The 25,790-nt window shown below is 64.8% G+C and carries 23 protein-coding genes and 1 other RNA gene; 8 read left to right on the top strand and 16 right to left on the bottom strand.

The annotated features are described in order from the left end of the window. Positions 1-156: 156 nt before the first annotated feature. The 9 genes from KHP16_RS16810 to gyrA form a co-directional block, all read right to left on the bottom strand. Positions 157-585 carry an integration host factor subunit beta gene (locus KHP16_RS16810; RefSeq protein WP_109580388.1) on the bottom strand — a complete coding sequence of 143 codons (429 nt, stop codon included), beginning with the start codon at positions 583-585 and terminating at the stop codon, positions 157-159. Positions 586-618: 33 nt separating this feature from the next. Next, positions 619-2,313 carry a 30S ribosomal protein S1 gene (rpsA, locus tag KHP16_RS16805; RefSeq protein WP_109580387.1) on the bottom strand — a complete coding sequence of 565 codons (1,695 nt, stop codon included), beginning with the start codon at positions 2,311-2,313 and terminating at the stop codon, positions 619-621. Positions 2,314-2,480: 167 nt separating this feature from the next. Continuing rightward, positions 2,481-3,140 carry a (d)CMP kinase gene (gene cmk / locus KHP16_RS16800; protein ID WP_109580386.1) on the bottom strand — a complete coding sequence of 220 codons (660 nt, stop codon included), beginning with the start codon at positions 3,138-3,140 and terminating at the stop codon, positions 2,481-2,483. Between the two features lie 62 nt (positions 3,141-3,202). Then, positions 3,203-4,516 (bottom strand): 3-phosphoshikimate 1-carboxyvinyltransferase, encoded by a 1,314-nt coding sequence (aroA, locus tag KHP16_RS16795; RefSeq protein WP_211960707.1) that lies wholly within the window; start codon positions 4,514-4,516, stop codon positions 3,203-3,205. Positions 4,517-4,565: 49 nt separating this feature from the next. Continuing rightward, positions 4,566-5,468 (bottom strand): prephenate dehydrogenase, encoded by a 903-nt coding sequence (locus KHP16_RS16790; RefSeq protein WP_109582585.1) that lies wholly within the window; start codon positions 5,466-5,468, stop codon positions 4,566-4,568. A gap of 10 nt (positions 5,469-5,478) precedes the next feature. Next, on the bottom strand, positions 5,479-6,639 hold the full coding sequence (gene pheA, locus KHP16_RS16785) for a prephenate dehydratase (protein ID WP_115952920.1): 1,161 nt from the start codon (positions 6,637-6,639) through the stop codon (positions 5,479-5,481). 62 nt (positions 6,640-6,701) lie between these two features. Further along, the gene (gene serC, locus KHP16_RS16780) at positions 6,702-7,874 is read right to left on the bottom strand and encodes a 3-phosphoserine/phosphohydroxythreonine transaminase (RefSeq protein WP_211960706.1); all 1,173 of its coding nucleotides are present in this window, start codon (positions 7,872-7,874) and stop codon (positions 6,702-6,704) included. A gap of 133 nt (positions 7,875-8,007) precedes the next feature. Next, entirely contained in the window at positions 8,008-8,601 is a 594-nt protein-coding gene (locus tag KHP16_RS16775) for a DUF2059 domain-containing protein (protein ID WP_211960705.1), read from the bottom strand. A 141-nt stretch (positions 8,602-8,742) separates the two neighbouring features. Then, entirely contained in the window at positions 8,743-11,433 is a 2,691-nt protein-coding gene (gyrA, locus tag KHP16_RS16770) for a DNA gyrase subunit A (RefSeq protein WP_211960704.1), read from the bottom strand. A gap of 434 nt (positions 11,434-11,867) precedes the next feature. On the opposite strand from gyrA, the gene ompA reads away from it, so the two are divergent. The 4 genes from ompA (at position 11,868) to ssrA (ending at position 14,478) form a co-directional block, all read left to right on the top strand. After that, a complete protein-coding gene (gene ompA, locus KHP16_RS16765; protein WP_109580381.1) occupies positions 11,868-12,527 on the top strand; it encodes an outer membrane protein OmpA in 660 nt (219 codons plus the stop codon). A 100-nt stretch (positions 12,528-12,627) separates the two neighbouring features. Further along, positions 12,628-13,371 carry a bifunctional 2-polyprenyl-6-hydroxyphenol methylase/3-demethylubiquinol 3-O-methyltransferase UbiG gene (gene ubiG / locus KHP16_RS16760; protein WP_109580380.1) on the top strand — a complete coding sequence of 248 codons (744 nt, stop codon included), beginning with the start codon at positions 12,628-12,630 and terminating at the stop codon, positions 13,369-13,371. Positions 13,372-13,376: 5 nt separating this feature from the next. After that, positions 13,377-14,039, top strand: coding sequence for a phosphoglycolate phosphatase (gph, locus tag KHP16_RS16755; protein WP_115952663.1), 663 nt, complete (start codon positions 13,377-13,379; stop codon positions 14,037-14,039). Positions 14,040-14,120: 81 nt separating this feature from the next. After that, positions 14,121-14,478: a transfer-messenger RNA gene (ssrA, locus tag KHP16_RS16750) on the top strand. Positions 14,479-14,605: 127 nt separating this feature from the next. Here the strand turns inward: ssrA and KHP16_RS16745 are convergent. The 3 genes from KHP16_RS16745 to KHP16_RS16735 all read right to left on the bottom strand — a co-directional run bounded on the left by KHP16_RS16745 (position 14,606) and on the right by KHP16_RS16735 (position 16,384). Next, positions 14,606-15,079, bottom strand: a complete 474-nt coding sequence (locus tag KHP16_RS16745; RefSeq protein WP_211960703.1) for a type II toxin-antitoxin system YhaV family toxin — start codon at positions 15,077-15,079, stop codon at positions 14,606-14,608. Beyond that, complete coding sequence (locus KHP16_RS16740) at positions 15,076-15,405, bottom strand: type II toxin-antitoxin system PrlF family antitoxin (RefSeq protein ID WP_109580377.1); 330 nt, start codon at positions 15,403-15,405, stop codon at positions 15,076-15,078. The genes KHP16_RS16745 and KHP16_RS16740 overlap by 4 nt, the downstream gene beginning before the upstream one ends. A gap of 88 nt (positions 15,406-15,493) precedes the next feature. After that, positions 15,494-16,384: a LysR family transcriptional regulator gene (locus tag KHP16_RS16735; RefSeq protein ID WP_109580376.1), complete on the bottom strand. Its 891-nt coding sequence runs from the start codon at positions 16,382-16,384 to the stop codon at positions 15,494-15,496. A gap of 146 nt (positions 16,385-16,530) precedes the next feature. Between KHP16_RS16735 and KHP16_RS16730 the strand changes: the two genes are divergently transcribed. After that, the gene (locus KHP16_RS16730) at positions 16,531-16,989 is read left to right on the top strand and encodes a cyclic nucleotide-binding domain-containing protein (protein ID WP_115952666.1); all 459 of its coding nucleotides are present in this window, start codon (positions 16,531-16,533) and stop codon (positions 16,987-16,989) included. 44 nt (positions 16,990-17,033) lie between these two features. Then, positions 17,034-17,933 (top strand): SDR family oxidoreductase, encoded by a 900-nt coding sequence (locus KHP16_RS16725; RefSeq protein WP_109580374.1) that lies wholly within the window; start codon positions 17,034-17,036, stop codon positions 17,931-17,933. 19 nt (positions 17,934-17,952) lie between these two features. Here KHP16_RS16725 and KHP16_RS16720 read toward each other — a convergent pair whose 3' ends face one another. Both KHP16_RS16720 and KHP16_RS16715 read right to left on the bottom strand, forming a co-directional pair. Beyond that, complete coding sequence (locus KHP16_RS16720) at positions 17,953-18,339, bottom strand: c-type cytochrome (protein ID WP_109582583.1); 387 nt, start codon at positions 18,337-18,339, stop codon at positions 17,953-17,955. 82 nt (positions 18,340-18,421) lie between these two features. After that, positions 18,422-19,237, bottom strand: coding sequence for a CsgG/HfaB family protein (locus KHP16_RS16715; protein WP_109580373.1), 816 nt, complete (start codon positions 19,235-19,237; stop codon positions 18,422-18,424). A gap of 327 nt (positions 19,238-19,564) precedes the next feature. On the opposite strand from KHP16_RS16715, the gene KHP16_RS16710 reads away from it, so the two are divergent. Then, on the top strand, positions 19,565-20,026 hold the full coding sequence (locus KHP16_RS16710) for a hypothetical protein (protein ID WP_109580372.1): 462 nt from the start codon (positions 19,565-19,567) through the stop codon (positions 20,024-20,026). A 15-nt stretch (positions 20,027-20,041) separates the two neighbouring features. On the opposite strand, the gene KHP16_RS16705 is transcribed toward KHP16_RS16710, so the two are convergent. Both KHP16_RS16705 and KHP16_RS16700 read right to left on the bottom strand, forming a co-directional pair. Further along, positions 20,042-20,512, bottom strand: coding sequence for a cyanophycin metabolism-associated DUF1854 family protein (locus KHP16_RS16705; protein WP_183084736.1), 471 nt, complete (start codon positions 20,510-20,512; stop codon positions 20,042-20,044). A 15-nt stretch (positions 20,513-20,527) separates the two neighbouring features. Further along, entirely contained in the window at positions 20,528-22,858 is a 2,331-nt protein-coding gene (locus KHP16_RS16700; RefSeq protein ID WP_109580370.1) for a cyanophycin metabolism-associated ABC transporter, read from the bottom strand. 276 nt (positions 22,859-23,134) lie between these two features. On the opposite strand from KHP16_RS16700, the gene cphA reads away from it, so the two are divergent. Then, on the top strand, positions 23,135-25,777 hold the full coding sequence (gene cphA / locus KHP16_RS16695) for a cyanophycin synthetase (protein ID WP_109580369.1): 2,643 nt from the start codon (positions 23,135-23,137) through the stop codon (positions 25,775-25,777). The last annotated feature ends 13 nt before the right edge of the window (positions 25,778-25,790 follow it).

The raw sequence follows: 25,790 nt of genomic DNA, 5'->3' as shown, positions 1-25,790 counted from the left end.
AACCCCGGCATTGTAGCGGAATCACCTCTCGCTAATCGTAACCAGTGGATTCCGCCCGGCAGGTCCGTCGGCGCACGCGGCACCAATAAAAAAGCGCTCCCGGAGGAGCGCTTTTCACAGACAACCTGCATCGCAGACGGCTAAGTCCGGCGAATATCAGGACCGCACCAGGTTCAGCTGGCTGTCCTCGTCGAGCGAACCCGACGTGGCAGCCGGGCCGCCCGGCCCATGGGCGACGGCCTTGTCGGCGGACAAACCCACCGACGAAAGCGTCTTGCCATTGACCATGCCACCCTGCGGCGGCATCGGACGATCCACACGTTCCCGCAACTCCTTGCCGGCCTTGAAGTGCGGCACCCGCTTTTCGGGCACCAGCACGCGCTCGCCGGACTTGGGGTTACGGCCCACGCGCGGCGGCCGCCGATTCAGACCGAAGCTGCCGAAGCCGCGAATCTCGATGCGATGGCCATCGGCCAGCGCCTCGGACATCGCGTCGAGAATCGTTTTCACCGAGATGTCCGCATCCCGCAGCAACAACTGCGGGAAGCGGGCAGCCAGTTTTTCGACGAGCTCGGACTTGGTCATGGCGGTTCCGCGCGGGGTTCGGACCTGCGGTGATTACTGGTTGTCCTGGCCGAGCTTGGCCTTCAGCAGTGCGCCGAGGTTGGTCGTACCAGCCGTGCCGGTGTCGGCCTGGAACTTTTGCATCGCTTCCTGCTGCTCCGCGCTGTCCTTGGCCTTGATCGACAGGTTGATGTTGCGGGCCTTGCGGTCCACGTTCACGACCAGAGCGGTGATCTGCTCGCCTTCCTTCAGCACGTTGCGGGCGTCTTCCACGCGGTCTGCGGAGATTTCCGAAGCACGCAGGTAACCTTCCACGTCGTCAGCCAGCTGCACCACGGCGCCCTTGGCATCCACCGACTTGATCGTGCCCTGCACGAGCGAACCCTTGTCGTTGGCCGAGATGAAGTTGTTGAACGGATCGCCCGACAGTTGCTTGATGCCCAGCGAGATGCGTTCCTTGTCGACGTCGATGCCCAGCACCACGGCTTCCACTTCGTCGCCCTTCTTGTACTTGCGAACGGCTTCTTCGCCAGCTTCCTGCCACGACAGGTCGGACAGGTGCACCAGGCCGTCGATGCCGCCAGGCAGACCGATGAACACGCCGAAGTCGGTGATCGACTTGATCTGGCCCGTCAGCTTGTCGCCCTTCTTGTGGTTGCGGCTGAAATCGTCCCACGGATTGGCCTTGCACTGCTTCATGCCCAGGCTGATACGACGCTTGTCTTCGTCGATATCCAGAACCATGACTTCGACTTCGTCGCCCAGCTGGACAACCTTCGACGGGGCCACGTTCTTGTTGGTCCAGTCCATTTCCGACACGTGGACCAGGCCTTCGATACCGGCTTCGATTTCCACGAATGCGCCGTAGTCGGTCAGGTTGGTCACCTTGCCGAACAGACGCGTGCCTTGCGGGTAGCGACGCGAGATGCCCACCCACGGATCTTCGCCCAGCTGCTTCACGCCCAGCGAAACGCGGTTCTTCTCCTGGTCGAACTTCAGGATCTTGGCGGTGATTTCCTGGCCAACCGACAGCACTTCGCTCGGGTGACGGACACGGCGCCATGCCAGGTCGGTGATGTGCAGCAGGCCGTCGATACCGCCGAGGTCCACGAACGCGCCGTAGTCGGTGATGTTCTTGACGATACCGTTGACGATCGCGCCTTCCTTCAGCGTTTCCATCAGCTTCTGACGCTCTTCGCCCAGCGTGGCTTCCACCACGGCGCGACGCGACAGCACGACGTTGTTACGCTTGCGGTCGAGCTTGATGACCTTGAATTCGAGGGTCTTGCCTTCGTACGGCGTGGTGTCCTTGATCGGACGCACGTCGACGAGCGAGCCCGGCAGGAACGCGCGGATGCCATTGACCATCACGGTCAGGCCGCCCTTGACCTTGCCGGTCACGGTACCCGAGATGATTTCGCCGTCTTCCAGCGCCTTCTCGAGGTTAAGCCACGACGCCAGGCGCTTGGCCTTGTCGCGGGACAGAATGGTGTCGCCATAGCCGTTCTCGAGCGCATCGATGGCTACGGAGACATAGTCGCCGGCCTGCACTTCGAGTTCGCCCTGGTCGTTCAGGAACTCCTCCACCGGCACAAACGCCTCGGACTTGAGGCCGGCGTTCACGACCACGAAGTTGTGGTCGATGCGCACGACTTCGGCGGAGATCACTTCGCCAGCCTTCATGTTGGAGCGGGCGATCGATTCCTCGAACAATGCGGCAAAGGATTCGTTGGATTGCAGGTCGGACATAAACGTAAGGTTATCAATCCGCAGTACACCGGCCGGCGCGAGAATCGCGCGCAGTCTGCCAGGTGCAGCGGGGTCAGGTGAAACAACATCCGCACGCACGTACGCAATCTTGCTGATTGCTACCCGTATGCGGACACCATGGTGCCGGCGGTTCTTCTGTCAGTTGGTCACCGTACAGCCGCGAACCACTGCAGCACCTGCGCGACCGATTGATCCACCGTCATGTCGGAGGTATCGAGCAGCCGCGCATCCTCTGCGGGACGCAGCGGCGCGGCGGCACGGGAACGATCCCGCGCGTCGCGCGCCTCGAGGTCACGCAAAAGGTCTTCGATATTAGCAGAAATTCCCTTATCAATCAATTGTTTATAGCGCCTCCGGGCGCGCGCCTCGACACTTGCGGTCAGGAACACCTTGAGGCGGGCGTCCGGGAAGATCACGGTGCCCATGTCGCGGCCGTCGGCCACGAGGCCCGGAAGTTTGCGAAAGTCGCGCTGGAGCTGGGTCAGCGCGTCGCGGACGGGCTGATAGACGGCAATCGCGGAGGCGCGGTTACCGATCGCCTCGGCGCGGATCGCATGGCTGACTTCCTCGCCGGAAAGCCAGACCCGGTTGGGGCCGAACTTCACATCGAGGCGCATGGCCAGTTTTGCAAGGGCGTCCACATCGTCCTGCGCCACCCCGGCGCGGTCGCTCGCGAGCGCCACAAGCCGGTAAAGCGCCCCGCTGTCGAGCAGGTGGAATCCGACCGCGTCGGCCACCCGGTGGGCGACCGTGCCTTTGCCGGAAGCAGTTGGTCCGTCTATCGTGATGACGTCAATAATAGTCATTAGTTATTAGCGGCTTGAGCGAGGCGTCTCCTTTCATGCGCCCCGACCCAATCAATGTATGCCTACCGTGCCACGTCGGCAAAGACGGAGAAATACTCGGGGAACGTTTTTGCCACACAGCCCGGATCGTTGATCCGGACCGGCAGCGGACCGAACGCGGCCAGCGAGAAGCACATGGCCATGCGGTGGTCGTCGTAGGTGCCGATGCCCTCGGCCGGCGTGTGCCAGTCCGCGGCGGAGGCCGGCGGCGTCACGCGCAGATAGTCCGCGCCCTCTTCCACCGTGGCGCCGAGCTTGCGCAGTTCGGTGGCCATCGCGGCGATGCGATCGGTCTCCTTGACGCGCCAGCTGGCGATGTTCGTCAGCGTGGTCGTGCCCTCGGCGAACAGCGCGGCCACCGCGAGCGTCATCGCGGCGTCCGGAATATGGTTGCAGTCGAGTTCGATGCCGTTGAGGCGGCCATCGTCGCGCTCGGTGCCGCGCACCTCGATCCAGTTGTCGCCGGCCATCACATTGGCGCCCATGCGGTTCAGCGCGTCGGCAAACCGCACGTCGCCCTGGATGCTGGAGATGCCCACGCCCTCCACGCGCACGGGACCGCCGCCGATCGCGCCGGCGGCCAGAAAGTACGACGCGGTGGACGCATCGCCCTCCACGTAGATCTCGCCCGGCGAGCGGTACTGTGCGGCGGCCGGCAGCACGAAGCGCTCCCACCCCTGGCGCTCGACATCGATGCCGAAGCGCGCGAGCAGGTTCAGCGTGATCTCGATATACGGCTTGGAGATCAGTTCGCCCACGACTTCAATCTCGATGCGCCCGGCGGGCGCCGCAGCCATCGGCAGCGTCATCAGCAGCGCGGTCAGGAACTGGCTCGACACGTCGCCACGCACGCGGATCGGCGCATCGATATTCAAGGGCGCCGCGCCAATCGCCAGCGGCGGATACCCTTCCGTGCCGAGGTAGTCGATCCTGGCGCCGATCTGGCGCAGTCCATCGACGAGGTCGCCGATCGGCCGCTCATGCATGCGCGGCACGCCGCTGAGCTTGTATTGCCCGCCCTGCAGCGCGAGCGCCGCGGTAAGCGGGCGGATCGCGGTACCCGCGTTGCCCATGAACAGGTCGGCCGACTTGTTCGGAAAATGGCCGCCGACGCCCGTCACGATGCAGTCGCCGCCCTCGCGGCGCCACGTCACGCCGAGCACGCGCAGTGCGTCCAGCATGACGCGCGTGTCGTCGGAGTCCAGCAGGTCGCGCACGCGCGTCTCGCCCGTGGCGAGCGCGGCCAGCAGCAACACGCGGTTGGAGATGCTTTTCGAGCCCGGCAGGCGAACCGTGCCGGCGGCGCGGGTCAGCGGACCCAGCGTGAGATGTTCCATGGTGTGCAGGCCTGAAGGCTCGATCGGTTGAGGCTTAGGGGGTTGAGGCTTAAGGTTCGACATTGCGGACGGCCGCGCGCGCGGCGCCCCACTTGAGACGGACTTCGCTGGCGCGCTTGAACACGCGCTCCAGCGCGGCGCCGTCGCCTTCGCGGATCTGCTTGCGCAAGTGGCCGAGCACGGATTCATACGTGTCGAGCTCGCGCAGCAGCGCATCCTTGTTCGCGATGCAGATGTCGCGCCACATCTCCGGCGACGAGCCAGCGATGCGCGTGAAATCCCGAAAGCCGCCGCCCGCGAAGTCGAGCTTCATCGCGGCGTCCTCGGCATTGGCGATCTGTGCGACGAACGCGAACGCGAGCAGGTGGGGCAAGTGGCTGACCGACGCGAACACCGCATCGTGCTGGACCGCCGAGATGACATGGCACTCCGCGCCCGTGGCTTCCCACATCGCCCGCACCGCGGCCACGTCGGCACGGCTGTTCTCCTGCAACGGGCAGAGCATGACGTTCTTGCCCAGATACAGGTCGTTGAGCGCCGCTTCCACGCCGCTGAGCTCGCGGCCCGCGATCGGATGCGCGGGCACGAACTGGGCAACCTTGTCGCCGAGCGCGGTCTTGGCGGCAACGATTACGTCGGACTTTGTGCTACCCGCATCGGTCACGATCGTGCCCGGTTCGAGGTGCGGCTCCAGCGCATGCAGCAGCGTGAAGTTCTGCGCTACGGGCGCGCACAGCACGATGACGCTCGCGCCGCGCGCGGCAGCTTCGATCGACGGCGCGATCTCGTCGATCACGCCCAGCGCCTTCGCGCGTTCGAGCGACGCGGCCGATCGGCCGACGCCGACCACGGTGCCGACCACGCCGGCCTCCTTCAGCGACAGGGCCAGCGAGCCGCCAATCAGGCCGACGCCGACGATGACCACACGGGGAAAGTGCAATGAATTCGCCATCATGTCCCCGTTACCGGCTCGACGGGTACGAGCCGAGCACCTTCATGTACGCGGCATTGCGGCGCAGCTCCTCGAGCGCGCGCGCCACGGACGGATCGTGCTGATGGCCTTCCACGTCCACGTAGAAGTAGTACTCCCATGCGCCGCTGCGCGCGGGGCGCGATTCGAAGCGGCACATCGACACGCCATTCTGCGCGAGCGGCGCCAGCAGCTGATACACCGCGCCGGCCTTGTTCGGCACGGAGAGGATCAGCGAGGTCTGGTCGCTGCCGGACGGCTCGGTCTCATAGCGGCCGATCACGGCGAAACGCGTGCGGTTGTGCGGATCGTCCTGGATATGCGAGCGCACGATATGCAGATGGTAGCGATTGGCCGCCGCTTCGGCCGCGATGGCGGACACGGTCGGATCTTCGCTGGCCATGCGCGCGGCCTCGGCATTGCTCGAGACGGCTTGCCGCTCGAGGTGCGGATAATTCGCGGTGAGCCAGTGCTGGCATTGCGCGAGCGCCTGCGGATGCGCGCGCACGGCCTTGACGCCCTGCATGTCCGGCGTCGAGGCCATCAGGTTATGATGCACCTTGATCGCGATCTCGCCGCTGATCTTGAGCGACGTCTGCAGGAACAGGTCCAGCGTGCGCGACACCGCGCCCTCGGTGGAATTCTCCACGGGCACCACGCCGTATTCCACCGTGCCGGCTTCCACCGCGCGGAACACCTCGTCGATGCTCGGGCACGGCACGCCAGTCACTTCATGGCCGAAGTGCGCGTACAGCGCCTGCTCGGAGAACGTGCCGGCCGGGCCGAGGAAGGCGATCTCCAGCGGCTTCTCGAGGCCGCGGCATGCGGACATGATCTCGCGCCAGATCGAGCCCACGCTCTCGCCGAGCAGCGGACCGGGGTTCGCGCCCTGCACCTTGCGCACGACCTGCAGCTCGCGCTCGGGCCGGAAGATCGGCGCGCCGTACTTCTTCTTGACCTCGCCCACGTCGAGCGCAAGTTGCGCGCGGCGGTTGAGCAAGGCAAGCAGTTCGCGGTCCACGGCATCGATCTGGCCGCGCAGCGGCGCGAGGTCGGCCGACAGCGCGCGTTCCTGTTCGCTCGGTCCGGCGCCACTGGCCTGCGCGTCGGCGTCTTGCTGCACAGGGGCGTCTTGCTTGTTCTCGCTTGTCATGATGGAAACCTGGTCGGCCATGCACGCGGCATGGCCGTGGGGGTGAATCGAGCGCGAGTCGCTCAGGCGGACGTCCGCTCGAACTCGCGCATGAATTCGATCAGCGCGGAAACGCCTTCCAGCGGCATCGCGTTATAGATGCTCGCGCGCATTCCGCCCACGGACTTGTGGCCCTTGAGCTGCACCAGGCCGTTCGCGCGCGCCTGGGTCAGGAACGCTTCGTTGCGCGATTCGTCGCGCAGGATGAACGGTACGTTCATGCGCGAGCGGCAGGCCGGATCGATATCGTTGCGGTAAAACTCGCTCTGGTCCAGGAAGTCGTACAGCGCGTTCGCCTTGGCGATGTTGCGCTGTTCGATCGCGGCCACACCGCCCTGGCGCTTGAGCCATTGAAACACGAGCCCCGCAATATAGATCGCGTAAGTGGGCGGTGTGTTGAACATCGAATTGTTGTCGGCGACGATGCGCCAGTCGAATGCCGAAGGGCAATGCGGATGCGCAAAACCCAGCAGGTCCTCGCGGACGATCACGAACGTCACGCCGGCCGGGCCGATGTTCTTCTGCGCGCCGCCGTAGACCACCTGCACGCGCGACCAGTCGATCGGGCGCGACAGGATATGGCTCGATGCATCGGCCACGACGATGCGGCCCTTCCCGCCCGCGTCGGTCTGGCCGACGTCGGGAACCTCGTGAAACTCCACGCCGCCGATCGTCTCGTTCGTGCACAGATGCAGATAGGCCGCATCGTCCGAGAGGTCCCACGTCGCGACGTCGGGAATCGTGCGGTAGTTGCTATCGACGCTCGTCGCCGCGATATGCGTGGCGCCGTAACGGCGCGCTTCCTGTTCGGTCTTGACCGACCACAGGCCCGTCATGACGAGATCCACCTTCGGTTGCGCAACGCCGAGACGCCCGATCAGGTTCAGCGGCACGATCGCGTTCTCGCCGATCGCCCCACCCTGCAGGAACAGCACCCGGAAGTTGTCGGGGATGTTCAGCAGCTCGCGGAAGTCGGAGAGCGCCGCGTTATGGATGCTCTCGAACTCCTTGCTGCGGTGGCTCATCTCCATGACCGACACGCCCTTGCCCTGCCACGACAGCATTTCCTCGGCAGCCTGCTGGAGCACCTCGGCGGGCAGCGCCGCGGGACCCGGCGAGAAGTTGTACACGCGCTCGGCCAACGCGCGCTGCATGATGCCGGCAAGCGGGGAGATGTGGGTCTGAGGATCGTTCATGGAGCGGATCGGGGATCGGGCGAAGAAAAGAAAATGGCTGCCGGTTGGAGCCAGGCAGCCATTATCCCTCAAACGCGGGCGCAGTTGGACCGCGCCCACGAACCGATCAGCGGATCGACCGGTAGATTGCGACTTACTTCGATGCCGCGGCGATTTCCTTCTCGGCGGCGTCGCGCATCGACTTGCCAACCTGCGGGCCGTACTTCTGCATCATCGAGCCCCAGATTTCCTGCGTCGCCTTGCCCTGGTTGGCCATGAACTTCTGACCGGTGGGCGACTTCAGGAACGTCGTCAGGTCCTTGATTTCCTGCGTCGTGTAGTACTTGCCGAACGCATCGTAATGCGCCTTCAGGGCGTCCTGCTTGAACGCGTCGGTCGAGAACTGCGTACCCGCACCATCGACCATGCGCTGCACGGCGCCGTTCTTCTTCAGCTTCTCGACGGCAGCCTGCTTCTTCTTGTCGTCGAGCGTCTTGTTCTCGACCAGCACCTGTTCCAGCACCAGCGGCGCTTCCTGCTTGGCGCCGGCCTGCCAGTTGTCGGCCTGGCCCTTGACGGCCTGGTCCGCTTGCATGACGGTCAGCAGTTCCTTGATGGCCGCAGTCTTGTCCTTGTCAGCGCCGGCAGCGCCGGCAGCGCCGGCGTCCTGCGCATGGGCGCCCTGCGCGACCATGAACGCCGGCACGAAAGCAGCCAGAACAGCGATACGTCGATACGTTTTGAACATTATGACTCCCTGGAAAATATGTCCCATTAGTCCGACGGCCCATGTGTGAGTTCCGGGCCGTCGAGCCACTGTTTCATCTGATTACGATTTACGGAGAATTGCGATAACTTCCGGGCGATAACAACGCGATAACCCAGAAAATTACGACTCCGCGCTCGCGTCGGGCGCACCATCGGCGCCGCTATCCCCTTCGGTTGCCTCGGCTTCGTCCGCGCCACCGTTGTCGGCGTCGCTCTCGACGATGCGTTGCAGTCCGGAGAGCCGCGTGCCCTCGTCCACGTTGATCAGCGTCACACCCTGCGTCGCGCGGCCCATCTCGCGGATCTCGGCCACACGCGTGCGGATCAGCACGCCACCGGTGGTGATGAGCATGATCTCGTCTTCCGGCGACACCAGTGCGGCAGCCACCACACGGCCGTTACGCTCGCTGGTCTGGATCGCAATCATGCCCTTGGTGCCACGGCCGTGTCGAGTGTACTCGGCGATCGGGGTACGCTTGCCATAGCCGTTCTCCGTCGCGGTCAGCACGCTGCCGACGGACGCGACGGCGGCGCCTTCGGCACCCTCGGCGCTCTCACCCTCGGCATTCTCGGCCGGCGCCACGAGCATCGCGATCACCGTCTGGCCTTCATCGAGGTTCATGCCACGTACGCCACGGGCCTGACGGCCCATCGGACGCACGTCGTTTTCGTCGAAACGCACGGCCTTGCCCGCGTCCGAGAACAGCATCACGTCGTGCTGGCCGTCCGTCACGGCGGCACCGATCAGGTAGTCGCCCTCGTCGAGGTCGACCGCGATGATGCCGGCCTTGCGCGGATTCGAGAATTCGGTGAGTGCGGTCTTCTTCACGGTACCGCGCGCGGTGGCCATGAACACGAAATGCTCGGCGTCGAACTGGCGTACCGGCAGAATCACGTTGATCTTCTCGCCCTCGGAGAGCGGGAACATGTTAACGATCGGACGGCCGCGCGCGTTGCGGGAGCCTTGCGGCACTTCATAAACCTTCAGCCAGTAGAGGCGGCCGCGGTTGGAGAAGCACAGGATGTAGTCATGCGTGTTCGCGACGAACAGCGTGTCGATCCAGTCGTCTTCCTTGGTCGCCGTCGCCATCTTGCCGCGGCCGCCACGCTTCTGCGCGCGGTACTCGGAGATCGGCTGGCTCTTCATATAGCCGCTGTGCGACAGCGTCACGACCATGTCCTGCGGAGTGATCAGGTCCTCGGTATCGAGTTCGGTCGCGTTGAGCTCGATCTGCGAGCGCCGCTCGTCGCCGAATTCGCCGCGGATCGCGGTGAGCTCGTCGGAGATGATCGTAGTGATACGTTCCGGGCGCGCCAGGATATCGAGCAGATCGGCGATGACCGCCATCACCTCGCGGTATTCCTGAACGATCTTGTCCTGCTCCAGGCCCGTGAGGCGCTGCAGGCGCATCTGCAGGATTTCCTGCGCCTGGCCGTCGGACAGGCGGTACAGGCCGTCGGGCTGCATGCCGAACACGGCGGGCAGGCCATCGGGGCGATACGATGCGCGGCCGCCGGCGGTATCGCTCTCGGCACGCGCAAGCATCTCGCGCACAAGGCTCGAGTCCCATGCCTTGGCCATCAACTCCTGCTTCGCGATCGGCGGCGTCGGGGCAGCCTTGATGATCGCGATGAACTCGTCGATATTCGCCAGCGCGACGGCGAGGCCTTCCAGCACGTGGCCGCGCTCGCGCGCCTTGCGCAGTTCGAACACGGTGCGGCGCGTGACCACTTCGCGGCGATGCGAGAGGAACGCGTCCAGCATCTGGCGCAGATTCAGCAGGCGCGGCTGGCCATCGACCAGCGCGACCATGTTCATGCCGAACGTGTCCTGCAGCTGCGTATTCTTATAGAGGTTGTTGAGCACGACCTCCGGCACTTCGTTGCGCTTGAGCTCGATGACCACGCGCATGCCGGACTTGTCAGACTCGTCGCGGATATCCGAAATGCCCTCGACCTTCTTCTCCGTGACCAGCTCCGCGATGCGCTCGAGCAGCGTGCGCTTGTTCACCTGGTACGGCAGTTCGTCCACGATGATCGCCTGGCGCTGGCCGCGGTCGATATCCTCGAAGTGCGTCCGGGCGCGCATGACGACGCGGCCCCGGCCGGTACGGTAGCCCTCGCGGACGCCCTGAATGCCGTAAATGATGCCGGCCGTCGGGAAATCGGGCGCCGGCACGATCTCGATCAGGTCGTCGACGGTCGCATCGGGATTACGCAGCAGATGCAGGCAGGCATCCACCACCTCATTCAGGTTATGCGGCGGGATATTGGTCGCCATACCGACCGCAATACCCGACGAGCCATTGATCAGCAAATTCGGAATTCGCGCGGGCAGAATACCGGGCTCTTTTTCCGAACCGTCATAGTTCGGTTCGAAATCCACGGTTTCCTTGTCGATATCCTGCAGCATTTCATGCGCGATCTTCGACAGGCGGATTTCCGTATAACGCATGGCCGCGGCGTTATCGCCGTCGACCGAACCGAAATTGCCCTGACCGTCCACGAGCATGTAGCGCAGCGAGAAATTCTGCGCCATGCGGACGATCGTGTCATAAACCGCGGTATCGCCGTGCGGGTGATACTTACCGATCACGTCCCCGACGATACGCGCCGACTTCTTGTACGGGCGGTTCCAGTCGTTATTGAGCTCATGCATCGCATAGAGCACGCGTCGGTGTACTGGTTTCAGGCCGTCCCTGACATCGGGCAGCGCGCGCCCGACGATAACGCTCATGGCGTAATCCAGGTACGAGCGGCGCATTTCCTCTTCCAGCGATACCGGAAGAGTTTCTTTGGCGAATTGATCCATTGCGGCGTGGTTATGCGGCAGGTTTAAGCGAATGAAGCCCGAATCCCGCCGGCCGGAAGACCGGCCTGCGAGGGATGGGCAACGCGCCATTCTATCACGCGCGAACACCCCTCCCCGCCCCCCTTCCACAGGCTCGCCGGCGGCCTTCGGGTGTGTACCCTCCATCGCCGGCAAGCCAGACGGGACAAGGGTTTGCGGGCATCGCAAGTGCGATGTTGCACAAACACCACAGGCCTAAAACGCCTTGGTTGAATCGAATATATTTACTTCTTAGGAAACGAGCCTTGTGGCACAATTCCCCAGCGAAGAGCCAGACGTTGTTCGAAGTGGAGCATCCGCCACATCGAGAATGTTATACTCCGAAGAATGTATGACTTGTTTTCGTCCATTTGCTCGCAGTAACCCTGCGGTGATCTCATCCTGAGAGGAGAAATATGAAAAAATTTGCCAAGCTCGCGCTCGTTGCAGCTACCGCAGTAATGGCTGCATCCGCTCAAGCCCAATCCGTTCCCTACGAAAAGAAGGCAGTGAACGACAACTGGGGCAACGGTACGAGCGAGTACGTGTGGAAGAACGGCACGAACGAGCTCTGCTGGCGCGACAGCTCCTGGACCCCGGCTACGGCAAACGCCCTGTGCGATGGCGCCCTGGCCCCGGCCGCGGCACCCGCTCCGGCGGCTCCGGTGGCTCCGGCAGCACCGGTGGTGTCGAGCGAGAAGGTCACCTTCGCTGCTGACACGCTGTTCGACTTCGACAAGGCTGTTCTGAAGCCCGAAGGCAAGGCCAAGCTGGACGATCTGGTCTCGAAGCTGCAAGGCATCACCCTCGAAGTGATCATCGCCGTTGGCCACACCGACTCGTTCGGTTCGGACCGCTACAACGATCGTCTGTCGATCCGTCGTGCCGAGTCCGTCAAGGCCTACCTGGTGAGCAAGGGCGTGGAAGCCAACCGCGTCTACACCGAAGGCAAGGGCAAGCGTCAGCTGAAGGTCGATCCGAAGTCGTGCAAGGGCAACCGCACCGCTCAGATCGCCTGCCAGCAGCCGAACCGCCGCGTGGAAGTGGAAGTGGTCGGTACGCGCAGCGCACGTTAATCGGATTTTTTCCGATGAAGAAAGCCCAGCGAAAGCTGGGCTTTTTTTTCGCCCCGGCTTTTTTGGTACAGTAGCCCCGAATTCCCCATTACCCAGCCCGATGTCGCCTTCGTCCATCGCCACACCCGCCTCCTCTCACGCCTCCGGCCGCAATGCGGATCCGAAGGAGATCGACAAGTTCAGCGAGCTTGCCCACCGCTGGTGGGATCCGAACAGCGAGTTCAAACCGCTGCACGAGCTCAACCCGCTGCGCCTGGGCTGGATCGATGGCATCGCGCGGCTGGCGGGCAAGCAGGTCATCGACGTGGGCTGCGGTGGCGGCATCCTGTCGGAGAGCATGGCGCGCGCGGGGGCTACCGTGCGCGGTATCGACCTCTCGTCCAAGGCGCTCAAGGTGGCGGACCTGCATAGCCTTGAATCCGGCGTGGCGGTGACCTACGAAGAAATCCCGGTGGAAGATCTGGCCGCGCGCATTCCCGGCAGCGTCGACGTGGTGACCTGCATGGAGATGCTGGAGCACGTGCCCGATCCCCAGTCGATCGTGCGCGCGTGCGCCACACTCGTGAAACCGGGCGGTCTGGTGTTCTTCTCAACGATCAACCGCAACCTGAAGGCGTACGCGCTGGCGATTCTCGGCGCCGAGTACGTCCTCAACATGCTGCCGCGCGGCACGCACGACTACGACAAGTTCATCACACCGTCCGAACTCGCGCGATTCGCCCGCAACGTCGGCCTCGAACTCGTCGAGATGCGCGGCATGACCTACAACCCGCTGACGCAGGTCTATGCGCTCGGCAAGGACACCGACGTAAACTACATGATGGCGTTCCGTCGTCACGGCTGAGACCCATGCGATCCTTCGACGCTGTCTTCTTCGACCTCGACGGGACGCTGGCCGACACCGCGCCGGATCTCGCGGCCGCCGCCAACCGGCTCGTGGTCGAGCACGGTCATCCGCCCGTGCCGTATGAAACGTTACGTCCCGTGGCCTCGCACGGCGCGCGGGGCCTGATTGGCGCCGCGTTCGGCAAGCGGCCTGAAGATCCTGAATTCCCCGCGTTGCGCGACACGTTCCTCGACTATTACGAGGCGGACATCGCGGTGCATACACGGCTGTTCGAGGGCATGGACGACGTGCTCGCCCGCCTCGAGGCCGCCGATATCCGCTGGGGCATCGTGACCAACAAGATCGCGCGCTTCACGGTGCCACTGGTCGCGAAGATCGGCCTGACGCCCCGCGCCTCGGCCATCGTCAGCGGCGACACCACGCCGCACGCGAAGCCGCACCCCGCCCCACTGCTGCACGCGGCCGAGGTGAGCGGCGTGGCGCCGGCTCGCTGCGTGTACGTCGGCGACGACCTGCGCGACATCCAGGCGGGCAAGGCCGCGGGCATGACCACCGTGACGGCCGCGTATGGGTATTGCGGCGAAGGCGTGCCGCCCGAGGCATGGGGCGCGGACTACCTCATCCACCACCCGCGCGAACTCCTCCCCCTGCTCGCGCTTTCCTGAAATGTGCCAGCCGCCCTTGATCTGGGCGGACATGTCCACACATAGGGAACTGAAGCGGGTACAATCCGTCTTCTCTTTACTGGGGCCGACCTGGTTTCGACGTGGGTTGCGAAGCAGTGAGGGCATACCGAGGACCCGTCACCTCGTTAATCAATGGGAATGCAATAACTGCTAACGACGAACGTTACGCACTGGCAGCCTAAGGGCCGCCGTCCTCGCACTGGCTCGCTGACGGGCTAGGGTCGCAAGACCACGCGAGGTCATTGACGTCAGATAAGCCCCCGGAGTGTCACGGGCCGGGGGACGAAAACTTAGTGACTCGCCGTCGTAGAGCGTGTTCGTCCGCGATGCGCCGGTTAAATCAAATGACAGAACTAAGTATGTAGAACTCTCTGTGGAGGGCTTGCGGACGCGGGTTCGATTCCCGCCGGCTCCACCAGATATTTGATTTCAGTTACCCCGACTGAAAATCATCGCGAAGTAACAAAAACCCCAGAAACGAAAGTTTCTGGGGTTTTTTATTTGGTCGGTATTCGCGCGTTTCTTCTTCGCACATCCCACGGGCGTCACCCGGGCACTGCCTGACGCGCCTCTGCCAGCAGTTGATCCCAATCATCCGGCGGGTGACCGTTTTCGAGCATCTTGCGGAACACCCGATACGCATCGTCGCCACTCTCGTAGGCGCGCTTCGCGTCGTCGTTGACCCACGCGAGCACGATGATCTTGCTGGCTGCGTGATAGCGGAAGAACAAGCGGTATTGCTGGAAGAATTTGGCCCGGAACCAATGTTTGCGCGCCGCGCCGAGCGTACCGCCCTGACGGTATTCAGGCCGCGTCGGGTCCTGCGGGATGACGTCGAAGGCTAGCGAATGAATCGCTGCCAAACGTTTGGTGGCGTTCTTCTTGGTGTAGCCCGTGGGGTCCTTTTGCCTGAGGGCATCGACCTCGTCCGTCAGCGCTTCCACCTGCGCGACGAATAGCGGATGCGCGTAGACCGACCAGCCATGGACCACGAGCGAGATAGCACTGCCCCGGCTCATTCATCGTCTTCCGACAGCGGCGCGTCGAGGTCGACGTTGACGCTGCCAACGAGCGATTGCAGACGCGCCACGAATGCCGCGTCCACTGGGCGAACGCGTTCCGGGTGGCGTGCGATGTCGCGCTCCAGAAAATTCAGGAAGTGTTCAAGCACCGGGTCTTCCCCTTCGCTGGCCTCTGCGCGCGTCAGAACGACTTCGCCGCTGGCGCGGATGCTGTAGTGGATCTTGTCCCGCTTCCCGAGCCCCAGCGCACGCCTCACCGTCTCGGGCACCGTGGTTTGATAGCGATCGGTCAGCGTGGACTCGACTTCGATGGTTGCGGGCATGGGTCTCTCGGGGGCATGAGGCACAGATGCCGCGCATGGTAATGCAACTGCCTTACCATGTCAATGCAATTGCATTACCATCAAACCCTCACCCCGCCTCGGCGAACCGTTGTGCCAGCCATTGGGCGAATACCCGGACCCGTGCCGAGAGCTGGCGGTTCTGGGGGTAGAGGACCGAGACGGGCATCGGCGGGGGTGGATGGTTCGGGAGGACGATGCGGAGGCGGGATTGGGCCAGTTCGGTGGCGATCCGGTATCGGGGAACCTGGATCAGGCCGAGGCCGGACAGGGCCGCGCCGGTGTAGAGGTCGGCGCCCGTGACGGCGATGCGGGCATCGAGGCGGCGGGCGATGATCTCCTTGCCGACCGTGAAGTCGAGGGTGGCGGGGCGGCCCGTGGCGCTCGACAGGTAACTGACCATCCGGTGCGTGCTCAGATCGTCGAGCGTTCCGGGGGTACCGTGGGCCTTCAGGTACGCGGGGCTGGCCACCGTGACCTGCGGCATCGATGCGACCTGCCTGCCGATCAGCGACGAGTCGCGCAGGACGCCCGCGCGTAGCACGCAGTCGATGCCCTCGCGCACGAGGTCAACGAGGCGGTCGTCCTCGCTGACGCGGAGCGAGATGTCGGGGTATTGCTGCATGAAATCGCCGAGCGCCGGCATGACGAAATGTCTGGCGAGCGTGCCCTGCATATTCACGCGCAGCAGGCCCTTCGGCGGCGCGTCCCGGAACGCGCTTTCGGTTTCTTCGAGATCGGTGAGCAGGCGGACGCAGCGGTAGTAGTACGCCTCCCCGTCGTGCGTCAGGCGGACCTGACGGGTCGTGCGTTCGAGCAGGCGCGCGCCGATTCTTGCCTCGAGGCGCTTGATCAGGTTGGTCACCGTCGCGCGCGGGATGTCGAGATCTTCGGCCGCCAGCGTGAAGCTGTTGCGGTCCGCGATGCGGACGAATACCTGCATTTCCTTGAAGCGGTCCATAAGCACACGTGCGGCGGATAGTTAAAGCAAATGGAATTGTGATCGCAATATAGCAGCGATTATCTTTTCCGGCGAACAGTCCAGAATGGGTTTCACGCCAACCGACACCCGAAGGACACGCGATGCCAACCCCGGAGAAACCGACCATGACACCCTCCATCACGTATCTGCATCTGCTGCGGCACACGCCGTTCTTCACCGGGCTCGACACCGACCAACTGCGCTGGGTCATCGCGCATTCCCGCGAGTGGGAAGTGCGGCCGGGCGGGACCATCGCCAGCAGCACGCGGCCCGGCCACCCCGACGCCAGTGCCGGCTACTGGGTGTTGCTCGATGGCGGCTGGACGCTGCGCGTGGGCGATCACATCGTGTCGAGCCGCCACGCCGATCCGGGCAAATGGTTCGATCAGGATCTGCTCGGCGTGCAGCCGTTCGCGCTCGTGGCCACCGAGCACAGCTACGTCATGCATATCGCGCGAGACCAGATGGACGACATGCTCGCGCGGCGGTTTGCATTCGGGCGGCACCTCGACGCGGGGCGTTCGTTGTATCGCGCCATCGTGCAAGACGCCCAGCAAGACGCCATGCAGGACGCCGCCCGCTGAACCTGTCCCCTCTCATGCAACGACCCAACCCATGGAGAATCATCATGTCTCACACCATCCTCGTTACCGGTGCATCGTCGGGCTTCGGCCTCATGACGGCGCGGGCGCTGGCCAAGGCTGGCCACACCGTGTATGCCTCGATGCGTGAAACCGCGGGCCGCAATGCAACCCGCGTCGCGGAGATCGCGCAGTGGTCCGAGAACAACGATGCCGACCTGCGCAGCGTCGAACTCGATGTGCAATCGGAAGCGTCCGTCGCCGGCGCGATCGCGCACGTGCTCGCCGATGCCGGCCGCCTCGACGTGATCGTGCACAACGCGGGCCATATGGTCTTTGGTCCCGCCGAAGCGTTCACGCCGGAGCAGATGATCCAGCAGTACGACGTGAACGTGCTGGGCGCGCAGCGCGTGAATCGCGCGGCGCTGCCGTATCTGCGCAAGCAGGGCAAGGCGTTGCTGCTGTGGGTCGGGTCGTCATCGACGCGTGGCGGCACGCCGCCCTTCCTTGCGCCCTACTTCGCGGCCAAGGCGGCGATGGACGCGCTCGCGGTGTCGTACGCGTCCGAACTCTCGCGCTGGGGCATCGAGACCACGATCATGGTGCCGGGCGCCTTCACGAAGGGCACCAATCATTTCGCGCATTCGGGCAAGCCGGCCGATGCGCATATCGTGGCCGAGTACGAGGAAGGTCCTTACGCGGGCGTCGCGGAGCAGGCGCTGAAGGGACTGGCGAGCCTCGAGCCTGCCGATGCGGATCCCGAGGCGGTGGCGCGCGAGATCGTGCGCGTGGTGGGGCTGCCGCATGGCAAGCGGCCGTTCCGCGTGCATGTGGACCCGTCGCAGGACGGCGCGGAGATCGTCAACGGCGTGGCAGATCGCGTGCGGGCCGAGCTGTTCCGTAACGTCGGGCTTGCGGACCTGCTGACGCCGCGCGGCCGAGGCTGAGGCCGGCGTATGCCTGCGCTCAAGGGAACGTGCGCAAGTACGCAAGCAGGTCGTCGATGTCCTTGTCGTCGCGCATGCCCCAGAAGAGCATCTTGTTGCCCGGCACGACCTTGCCCGGCGACTTGATGAACGCGCGCAGGCGCTCCTCCGACCAGGCGAAGCCGGCGGATTTCATGGCGTCCGAGTAGCGGTAATCGCTCGCGCTGCCGGCCTGGCGGCCGACGATGCCGTTCAACTGCGGGCCGAAGCCGCCGCGTGCGTTCGGGCCCACGCGATGGCACGACGCGCACTTGCTCGTGAAGACGCGTTCGCCCGCCGCAGGCTCGCCCGCGGCATGGCTGGGAAGGGGTAGGACTGCCGCGGTCAGCAGAGACGCGGCAAGGCACGGCATGAGAGATCGACGCATGCCGTGCATTGTAATCCCGGACCTTCGATTGCCAGAGGGCCAACTGACGCTCGGTTGACCCTCGGTGGAGCTTCGTGGACCGTCAGTTCACCTTCAGCTGACCGCCGGCGCCGAGACCGCCCTTCACGTTCTGGGCCTTGTACTGCTTGACGGCCGCGACGAGGTTGTTGAGCGAGTCGGTGAAGGCCGCCACCACGACCTTGCCCTGCGGCGTGTTCGAGTACGCGCCCGCGCGGCCGCGCGAGTTGTCGCTGGCGAACGCGGCGAGCAGACCGTAGTCGATGTTCTTCGCCGAACCTTCGGCGGCAGCGAGCTGCACGCTGGAGCGGTTGTCGACGAGCGTCAGCAGCGTCGACGCTTCCGAACTCTTCATGCTGCCGGCGACGCCGGCGAGGATGCCGCCCACGTGAGGCACATAGTTGAGCAGCGAAGCGCCACCGCCACCGGTGTCGTTGGCGGCGAAGGTAATGGTCGGACTGACGGTGTAGTCGGCCGCCACCATCTGCCCCTTCTGCATCTTCGACGTCTTGCGCAGTTCACCGGTCTGGTTGAGCGCGCGCTCCGACATCGCGGCGTCGAGACCGCGGCCGCGATCAACCACGACGAAGCAGTTGGATTGCTGGACCAGCAGCTTGAGCACGGGCACCGTGCTGCCGAGCTTGTATTGCCCGGTGAGGATGCCGTACCAGGGAGCGGAAGTGTCCTCGATGATGGAAACGGTGCCGAGCGGTGCGTCGCAGCGCTGGAGTCCGGTGTTCGCGTTCTGCGTCGTGCTGCCCGCGGCGGAACCGGTGGCAACTGTCTTGGCATCCTTCGCGCCCATCTGCATGTCCGCGCATGCCGACAGCAGGAGAGCCGATACCGATGCCAGGGCGACACCCGTCAATTTGAAACTCATACTGACCTCGCTTTTTGTTATTCACGTCATACCGGTGGCCTGGCGAGGCGTCGGTGTGCGAATGGTTCGCAGGCTCGTTCCGCGCCAGCCAGCGCTTTCTCCGGCCCGATGCGGACATACCGCCCGGGACAGTGACCCTCACTCCGGAAAAAACGCCGGGCCATTATAAGCGCGGCACGATCCCACCAAAAAGGCACGTATTGCGAACCGTTCTGCGCACGCAACAGGCATTGAGGACTTTTGCTCTGCACAACAGAACGCGCCGCGCTTCCGGCCTACCGGCGCGCGGCTACAATAGACGCCTGAATTCGCCCGCGGCCTGAGATCATGCACGACCACCCTCGTTTTTCCATCAATCGCGCCGCCGTCATGCTCGTCCCCGAGCAACCGTTCCTCGACTGGATCCTGGCGGTCGATCCCGACCCGATTGAAACGCTCACGCTCGAAGCCGTGCGCGAGGACGAGACCGTGTTCCTCGTCCCCCCCGAGTTTGCCGACGACGTCGAGACCACGGTCAAATGGGTCGAGGCGCGCTGGCGCTCGTTTTTCGAATTGATGCTCGGCGAGTGGTTCACCGATGCGCTGTGGCCCAAGGAACTGACGCTGGCGATGTTCCGCGAATGGTTCACGGTGCGCGTGCACTCGATGGTGTGGGACCTCGCGGCGGACACGCCTGTCCTGCACGAGGACTGGGACGAGGATACGGAAGACGGCGCGGACGATGGCGACGACGGAGACGAGGCCGCCGAGGGCGATGGCGACGGCCCGTCGCCGCGCGTGCTGCACTGACGGGCCGAAGCCCGCTTACAGGAAGCGATCGAGGATCTTGCGGCTGGCCTTGTCCAGCTTGAACAGGTCCCGAATCAGGTAGTGGATGCCGTGGTTGTCGGAGATCAGCAGCGTGCTGCCCGACAGCCGGCGGATATCTTCCTCCCCGCGCAGCACCAGCGCGGTCTCGCCCCGATCCGTGCGCACGGTCCACGTACTCGGGGTGGCGTACGTCGAAACCCCGACGATGCGCTGGATCTCGGGCATGAACTCGCGGCTCGCGAGTTCGCGTTCGATCAGTTCCCGCTCGTTCGCGGCCAGCGCGTCCAGCCGCGGAATCCATGCAAGTTCACGCCCTTCCGTACTGACCATGCCGACGCCGTCGTCCGGCGCGGCGATCGGGAATGCGCGCACGGGGATCACGCCTTCGTGCGTGGTGCCGTCGGCGAGGGTCATGACCAGACGGCCAAAGCGGTTACGCGTGAGGGTAAAGTCGTTGCTCTGCATAGTCGTCATCGCGATTTATTTGGCGCCCGCGGGTTCGGGCGCCACGGCCTGCTCGCCGAGCGTGCCCTCGCTGCCGCCGCCGATCGCGTCGTCCTCGCCATCCACATTGCGCAGCTGCGCCTGGTAGAGCTTGTAGTAAGCGCCCTCCTTCGGCATCAGCTCGTCGTGGCTGCCCACCTCCACGATCTGACCGCGATCCATCACGACGAGACGATCGGCCTTGCGCAGCGTCGACAGGCGGTGCGCGATCGCGATGGTGGTGCGGCCCTTTACGAGGTTGTCGAGCGCCTTCTGGATTTCCTTCTCGGTTGCCGTGTCCACCGAAGACGTCGCCTCGTCGAGGATCAGGATGCGCGGGTCGATCAGCAGCGCGCGGGCGATCGAGATGCGCTGGCGCTCGCCACCGGACAAGGCCTGCCCGCGCTCGCCCACCAGGGAATCGTAGCCGTGCGGCAGGCGCAGGATGAACTCGTGCGCATGTGCGGCGCGCGCGGCCGCGACGATTTCCTCGCGCGTGGCGTTGGGCTTGCCGTAGGCGATGTTGTCGGCGATGGTGCCGAAGAACAGGAACGGCTCCTGCAGCACGAGGCCAATATGGCGGCGGTATTCGGACACGGGCAGCGAACGGATGTCGATGCCGTCGACGCGAATCGCGCCTTCGGACACGTCGTAGAACCGGCAGATCAGATTGACCAGCGTGCTCTTGCCCGAGCCGCTATGGCCCACGAGGCCGATCATTTCGCCCGGCGCGATCGAGAGGTCGAGTCCGCGGATGACCGCGCGGTTGCCATAGCGGAAGCCGAGATCGCGCATCTCGATCGCCCCCTTCACGTTCTCCAGATGCTGCGGACGCGTCGGTTCCGGCACGCTCGACACGTGGTCGAGGATGTCGAAGATCCGCTTGGCGCCGGCGGCGGCCTTCTGCGTGACGGAGACGATGCGGCTCATCGAATCGAGACGCGTATAGAAGCGGCTGATGTACGTGAGGAACGCGACCAGCACGCCCACCGTGATGGCGTTGCGCGATACCTGCCAGATGCCGAAGATCCACACAACGAGCAGGCCCACTTCGGTCAGCAGCGTGACGGTCGGCGTGAACAGCGACCACACCGCGTTGACGCGGTCATTGACGGCGAGGTTGTGCTTGTTGGCTTCGCGGAAACGCTCGACCTCGCGCTTCTCCTGCGCGAATGCCTTCACCACCCGGATGCCCGGAATCGTGTCGGCCAGCACGTTGGTGATCTCGGACCAGATACGGTCGATCTTCTCGAAGCCGTGACGCAGGCGGTCGCGCACCAGATGGATCATCCACGCGATGAACGGCAGCGGCACGAGCGTGACCAGCGCCAGCCAGGGGTTGATCGAGATGAGGATGATCGCGGTCATCGCGATCATGAGCACGTCGGTCGCGAAGTCCAGCAGGTGCAGCGACAGGAAGACGCAGATGCGATCGCTTTCCGAGCCGATGCGCGCCATCAGGTCGCCGGTACGCTTGCCGCCGAAATACTCGAGCGACAGCTTGAGCAGGTGCTCGTACGTGGTGGTGCGGAGGTCCGCGCCGATGCGCTCGGACACGCGCGCCAGCAGATACGTGCGGGCCCAGCCGAGGCCCCACGCGGTAAGAGCCGCGCCAAGCAGTCCCGCGAGGTACATCGAGACGAGGCCGTAGTCGATGGGCACGCCGTTCTGGTAGGGAATCAGCACCTTGTCCATCAGCGGCATGGTCAGGTACGGCGGCACCAGCGTGGCGGCCGTGCCGAACAGCGTCAACAGGAAGCCGGTGAGCAACTCGAAGCGATACGGGCGCGCGAAGCGCCAGAGCCGCAATAGCGCCCATGTGGACGGCGGCGCCTCGAGATCGCGGCTGCATTGCGGGCATTCGTCCTCGCCGGGCGGCAGCGGCGCCTTGCAGCTTGGGCACACGTCGACGTCGCTTGCGGCGGGGGCAAGGCCCGTGACGAGCAGGTCGCGGCGCGCGTCGAACTGGTCGGCCAGCCGCAGCGCGTCGGGATTGTAACCAAGCGTGTAGCGCCACCGTGCCAGCCGGCCCGCATCGTTGACGAGCTCAAGCGTGCCGACGCCGGCATGGTCGACGTGGGTGAGCGACAGGCCGGGCGCGATGGTCCACGCCGAAACGGCCGTTTCACCGGGGGCGCGCGCGATCACGCGGCGATCCGTGACAATCACCCACCCTTGGGTAAAATGCAGCCGCTCGTCGAGATCCAGCCTCAGTCCGGCCAGGATCGTCTCGCCGGGTTCCAGCGTGCCGGGGGTCGCGTCGAGTTCGGTCTCCCACACGCTTTGCATGCCGGAAGATGGAGGGACTGACGGGGAAAGCTGGGTCATTGTTGACGCGCGTTGTGGCGCAGATAGCGTCCGAATGACGCGCAAAATACGTCAAAGACAGACATAACTTGAAACAAATTGGCGCGGGCGGCCGCTGGCGGCCCGCAATTTTGCCCGCAAGTATACATAACGCAAACGGGCGGGTGCGCTTGTGCACTGCACAAGGCCGCACGGGGTCACAAGCGTCAACGAATGTTTCGTTGTAACGTTACTGAAAGGTTAGGCTTTCCATTCGTGGGCATCCGCCCAACAGCCTAAAGCTAAATCGCTAAATCGATGAAAAAGAAGGACATTGAGATTTTCGATGTCATGTCACTGCGCGGCCCGAATATGTGGACATATCGGCCAGTGCTCGAGGCGTGGGTCGATATCGGGGAGTTGGAGGATTTTCCGTCCAACAAGATTCCAGGCTTCTACGAGCGGCTGTCCACGTGGCTGCCGACACTGATCGAACATCGATGCAGCATCGGCGAACGCGGCGGATTCCTGCAGCGGCTCAAGGAGGGTACGTGGCCCGGCCACATCCTCGAGCACGTGACCCTGGAACTGCAGAACCTCGCCGGCATGCCCGGCGGTTTTGGCAAGGCCCGCGAAACCCCGGTCCGGGGCGTCTACAAGGTCATCGTCCGCGCGTGGCATGAGCAAGTCACGCGCGCCGCGCTGTTCACCGCGCGGGACCTCGTGATGGCCGCGATCGAAGACCGCCCCTTCGACGTGCCCGCCGCCGTCGAAACACTGCGCGACCTCGTCGAGGAACATTGCCTCGGGCCGAGCACCGCATGCATCGTCGATGCCGCCGACGATCGCGACATTCCCTCTCTCCGACTCTCGGATGGCAATCTGGTTCAACTTGGATACGGTGCGCGCCAGCGCCGCATCTGGACGGCCGAGACCGATCGCACCAGCGCGATCGCGGAAAGCATCTCTCGCGACAAGGATCTGACCAAGGGTCTGCTCCAGTCGTGCGGCGTGCCGGTGCCCGAAGGCCGCATGGTCGAGAGCGCCGAGGATGCATGGGACGCGGCCACCGACATCGGTGTGCCGGTGGTGGTCAAGCCGTACGACGGCAACCATGGCCGTGGCGTGTTCACGAACCTGATGACGCGCGAGGAAGTGGAGACCGCCTACGCGGTGGCCATCGACGAAGGCGGCGGCGTGATCGTCGAACGCTTCGTGCCCGGCAACGAGCATCGCCTGCTCGTGGTGGGGGGCCGCCTCGTGGCCGCCGCGATGGGCGAAACCGCGAGCGTCGTCGGCGACGGCAAGTCGACCATCGACGAACTCATCGAATCGCAGATCAATTCCGACCCGCGCCGCGGCAGCACCGAGGATCATCCGCTGAACCGCGTGCGCCTGGATTCGGCCGCGCGCCTCGAGCTGCGCCGCCAGGGCCTCGTGGACGGCGACTCCGTGCCGCCCGCGGGCAAGACCATCCTGATCCAGCGCAACGGCAACGTGGCGTTCGACGTCACCGACCGCGTGCATCCGAGCGTCGCCGCGCATGCGTCGCTGGCCGCGCGGGTAGTGGGCCTCGATATCGCCGGCGTGGACCTCGTGGCGCAGGACATCTCGCGACCGCTGGCCGAGCAAGGCGGCGCGATCGTCGAGGTCAACGCGGGCCCCGGCCTGCTGATGCACATCAAGCCGGCCGACGGCACGCCGCGCCCGGTGGGCCGCGCGATCGTCGATCACCTGTTCCGCGAGCAGAACGGCGTGGTCGATGACGGCCGCATTCCGGTGGTCGGCATCACGGGCACCAACGGCAAGACCGTGGTCGCGCGCATCGTCGCGCGTCTGCTGCAGCTCTCGGGCAAGCATACGGGCCTCGCCTGCAGCGACGGCCTGTTCCTCGACCGCCGCCAGGTGGAGCGCGGCGATCAGGCCAACTGGGACGCCGGCCAGCGCATCCTGATGAACCGCGCGGTGGAAGCCGCCGTGTTCGAGAACGACAGCGGCGCGATCCTCTCCCAAGGCCTCGCGTACGACCGCTGCCAGGTCGGCGTCGTGACGAACATCGACGAACCCGATCACCTCGACGATTACTACGTCGAGGACATCGACCGCATGGTCAGCGTGATGCGCACGCAGGTGGACGTGGTGCTGAAGGACGGCGTGGCCGTGCTGAACGCACGCGATCCGCGCGTGGCGGAGATGGCCGAGCTGTGCGACGGCGACGTGATCTTCTTCGGTTTGTCGTCGGACCTGCCCGCGATTGCCACGCATCGTGCCGCGGGCAAGCGGGCCGTGTACGTCCGCGACGGCAAGGTCGTGCTTGCCACGGGCGCCAGCGAGACCGCGCTGACGGATGTGGCAGCAATTCCGCTGACCTATGCGGGCCGTGTGGCCTTCCAGGTGGAGAACGTGCTGGCCGCGATCGCGACGGGCTGGGCGCTGGGCATCTCCAACGACCTGATCCGCGCGGGCGTGGTGACGTTCGACGTTGGCCAGGTCGACGTGCCGGGCCGCTTCACGCTGTTCGAGCGCAACGGCGCCACCGTGATCGTGGATGACGCGCACAACGCGCCGGCGCTGGAGGCACTGGCGGCCGCGCTGGACCGCTTCCCGTCCGAGCGCCGCATGCTGGTGTTCGGCGCGGGCGTGCAGCGCCGTGACGAAGACCTCGTGCGTCAGGGCAAGATCATCGGCAAGACGTTCGACCGCGTGTTCCTCTGCGAGGATCACAGCGTGCGGCGCGACCTGCCCGACACCGAGGCGCGCGCGCTCCTGCGCAAGGGCCTGTACGAGGGCCGGCGCGTCACGAAGATCATCGACGAAGGCGGCCGCCGCGCGGCCATCGAGTCGGCGCTGTCGCAGCTCGTGGCCGGCGACCTGCTGGTGCTCCAGTGCGACGAGGCCTCGACCGAATCGGCAGTGGAACTCGTGCACCAGTGGCTCGGCCGCGGCGGGCGCCGCCATTGAGCGGCGCCGGATA

It is taken from the genome of Cupriavidus plantarum (assembly GCF_905397285.1).
Lineage (GTDB): Bacteria > Pseudomonadota > Gammaproteobacteria > Burkholderiales > Burkholderiaceae > Cupriavidus > Cupriavidus plantarum.
The sequence above is the reverse complement of the archived record's forward strand: the minus strand, read 5'-3'. Positions and strand labels throughout refer to the sequence as shown.